Genomic DNA, 3,213 nt, shown 5'->3' with positions numbered 1-3,213 from the left:
CGCTCCGCAGGGGCCGGGAACGGCTCTGCGGCCGTGAACCCGCGTTCGCAGAGCGCCTCGGCAACCTCCGGGGCGGCGTCGAGCGCGATGCCGGTGTAGTCGCATACGATCCTCATGCGATCAACCCCTTTACGCCGTCTGCTTCGGCGTCTTGCCGACGAGCTTCGCAAAGCGGGCGATGTCCTTGACGATGAAGCCCGCCTCGAACATCACCTTGACGGCGAACATGTCGTGCTCCCAGAGGTTGAACGGCTGCCCGTCGATGGTGATGGTGGCGTCCTCGGTGATGGAGATGCGCACGCCCTCCACGATGCCGTAGAACGCGCTCGCCCATTCGCCGGCGAAGCCGAGCTGCGCCGGCACCCCGTCGGCGGACGACGTGGCGGGGACGGCCGCCTTGTAGATGCCCTTCTTGACGTGGGCGGCGTGGCCCATCAGCGCCGGGACGGAGTTGTCCGACACCATGGAGTTCACGAACAAGGGGCGCCCCATGCCGTCCTTCGCGGTGAGCAGGGACGTCTTAGCGGCGGGCGCCAGCGCCCAGCCGTCGAGCATGCCGTCGGCCGCCGAGATCGCGGCGTCGGCCGTGACGAGCCCGAGCCACGGGTCCGTCTCGATGTCCACCGCGGTCGCCCCCGCGAGCGTGTCGAAGCTTTCGCCGGGCGCGGAACCCTCGACGCCGAACACCGTCTTGTCGAACTTCACGCCGATGGCCTTGGGCAGGCGGTTCACGCACGCGTCGTAGAGCGCCGCCTTGTCGCGCTTGAACTCGAGGGAGAACGGCTCGATGACGCCGAGCTTGTAGCCCTTCATCGACTTCTTGCCGAACGTGTGCTTGCCCGTGGCGATCTTCTCGGTCTCCGACACCCAGCTGGCCTCGGGGTCGCCCGTGATGGTCTGGAACTCCTTGCCCTGGCCGAGCAGGGGGATCTTGGTCGCCAGCTGCATCGCGGCCGACTCCTCGATCGCCTTAGCCCAGATCTCGCTGCTCACTTCCGGGGGGAGCAGCACCCCCTGCGTCTGACGGCTCGTGTCCTTCGCTGCCATGTGTTCCTCCTGGTTCCTCGTGTGCTGTCTCGTTTAGAGCAGGTCGTCTATGGCGCTCGCGAACAGGTCCTTACCCGACCGCTCCGATCCGGGGACCGGGGCGAAGCCGTCGCTTCCGACCTCTGGAACGGAGTTCTTCTCGAAGTAGGGCTTGAGCAGCTCCGCATGCGCCTCGATGTCCTCCTTGGTGGCGCCGCGCAGCAGGTCGGCAGGCACGCCGGTAGCCTTCGAGGCCTCACGGCGCCATGCCTCGGCGTTCCGCTCGGCGAGCAGTCGGTCGCGCTCGCGCTCGAGCTCGGCGGCGCGCTCGGCGTCGGTCTGCTGGGCCTTCTGCAGATCGTCGTACTTCTCGGCCTTCGCCTTGAAGTCGGAGTAGCCCTTGAAGCGGGCCTTCTCGGCGGCCACGAGGCGGTTGACCTCCTCCTGCGTGAACGTCTTGGGCTCGCCGCCCTTGGCGCCGTCCTTCGGCGGCGTCTGCGCGCCGCCCTCGGCTCCCTTGTCTTCCTGATCGGCCATATCCGGCCCCTTTCCCCGGCCCCAGCCGGTGTCGGCGCGGGCGTTCACCGCCGCCCGCAGTGCGTGGGGAGCGCTTGACCGCGCGCTCCGGAGCGTAGGCCCGTCGCCGGGCATGAAAAAAGCGCCCTGCGGGCGCTCGATTCCGTCGCAATACCGACAAGAGTGAATCGTCCCTATAACTCAAACTCGATGGTCCTCGCGCCGGAGGCCTCCTTCAGCATGCGGTCGCATTCTGCCTTCACCTCGCGGTACTCTGCAGAGCACGTGGGGCACAGGTGCCTGCCGGCTACCTTCGACCAGTCCCTCCACGCGCTATCCCGTAGCAGGATCGAGCTGAAGAACGGGTCGATGACCTCCGGATCGATGTCCAACCGCTCCCCGCACTTGTCGCACACGAGCGCGGCCTTCCTGATATGCGCCATAACGACTCCTTCCCCGAAGCTCCCTTGCGTGGTATAATCGGCGATGCGGAGACACCCCCCCGTCTGCAAAAGAAGGGCAATGGGAATCTCCGCTTCATTTTCTGTACACCCTCACATCGGTCTCGCTGTAGATGACGATCATCTCGTCGATCTTCCCCTCGGCCATCTTCCTCTTGACGTGGTACTCGATGTTCTCGGCCGAAAGGCTCGTCTCCATGCCGCTGACGATGATCCTGACCGACGACGCCGGCGGGTCGGCGTTCATCATCTGCGCCACCGCCTTGTTGATGTTTCGCCCGATGGTCTTCTTCTCGTTGGCTCCGTCGGGGCACTTGAGCTCCCATCGGTGGCCGTCCATGAGCAGGTCGGGCGATGCCTTGCCGCGGGAGCGGGCATCCGCGTCGACCGCCTTCACGGTGAAGCTGCGTCCGTGCGACATGAGCACCCGGTAGGCGTTGAACTCGTGCGGCTCGACCTCCCTCGTCTCGAACTTCGCGATGCCCGACGCGCCCTCCCCGAGCCACTCGGCGACGTAGGGTCCGTCCGAGCGCAGCCTCGCCGCATCCCCTCCCGGCGCATGCTCGAAGGCGTACCGCTTGTTCATGACGGATTGGCGCAGCCTGCTCCAGTACCTGTCCGACAGGCCGGTCTTCCCCCATTCCTGGGCGGCTACCGCGCACCTCTGCTGCAGGTCGGCGATGTCGGACGCCCCGTCCACGAACCTGACGAAATCGGCGTAGCTCGCGAACGAGTCGCTGTGCCACCGCAGGACGTGGCTCGAGTACCTGCTGACGGATCCGACGTTGAGCCGTCCGCTCTTCAAGTCCTGCACGTACCGGTCGTAGAGGACGTCGGGCTCGTAGCCCTCCACCGCCGTCGAGGCGCTGAGCCTGCGGCTCGTCCCTGCTTCGTAGGTGTCGAAGCCGGGCACGATGCGGCAGTCGCAGTTGGGGTGGTAGTGGTCGGGCGAGTCGGCGCCTGCCGTGTCCGAGTCCAGGTAGACGAAGCCCCGGCTCGCGAGCATGACGCAGAACGGGCACGTCTCGGAGCCGGACGGCACGCGGGCGTACCTCGGCTTGAGCGGGTCGCGCCTGCCGTTGCCCAGGATGCACTCCCCGGCCGCGCGCTTCACCTCGTAGTCCACGCGGTCGCCGAGCTCGCGGGAGAGCCGCTCGACCGCCCCCGTCTCCACGACGGACTGCACGAGCGCCCGCACGGCACCCTCGGT

3 protein-coding genes and 1 pseudogene are annotated in these 3,213 nt (G+C 67.0%); all 4 read right to left on the bottom strand.

The window, feature by feature from the left end; translation table 11 throughout:
* Window positions 1-129: 129 nt before the first annotated feature.
* A pseudogene (locus GPA_RS16895) lies at window positions 130-1,050 on the bottom strand (phage major capsid protein); the annotation flags it as partial.
* A 30-nt stretch (window positions 1,051-1,080) separates the two neighbouring features.
* Window positions 1,081-1,563 carry a hypothetical protein gene (locus tag GPA_RS10660; protein WP_015539869.1) on the bottom strand — a complete coding sequence of 161 codons (483 nt, stop codon included), beginning with the start codon at window positions 1,561-1,563 and terminating at the stop codon, window positions 1,081-1,083.
* Between the two features lie 173 nt (window positions 1,564-1,736).
* Window positions 1,737-1,985, bottom strand: a complete 249-nt coding sequence (locus tag GPA_RS10655; protein ID WP_041239479.1) for a hypothetical protein — start codon at window positions 1,983-1,985, stop codon at window positions 1,737-1,739.
* Window positions 1,986-2,079: 94 nt separating this feature from the next.
* Window positions 2,080-3,213 (bottom strand): VG15 protein (locus GPA_RS10650; protein WP_041239478.1); only part of this gene is annotated, 1,134 nt, incomplete at its 5' end.

It is taken from the genome of Gordonibacter pamelaeae 7-10-1-b, from assembly GCF_000210055.1.
In the GTDB taxonomy this organism is placed as follows: domain Bacteria; phylum Actinomycetota; class Coriobacteriia; order Coriobacteriales; family Eggerthellaceae; genus Gordonibacter; species Gordonibacter pamelaeae.
The sequence above is the reverse complement of the archived record's forward strand: the minus strand, read 5'-3'. Positions and strand labels throughout refer to the sequence as shown.

Coding starts and splice junctions, on each gene's coding strand:
- GPA_RS10655 (WP_041239479.1), bottom strand. CDS start 1,985: ATGGCGCATATCAGGAAGGCCGCGCTCGTGTGCGACAAGTGCGGGGAG.
- GPA_RS10660 (WP_015539869.1), bottom strand. CDS start 1,563: ATGGCCGATCAGGAAGACAAGGGAGCCGAGGGCGGCGCGCAGACGCCG.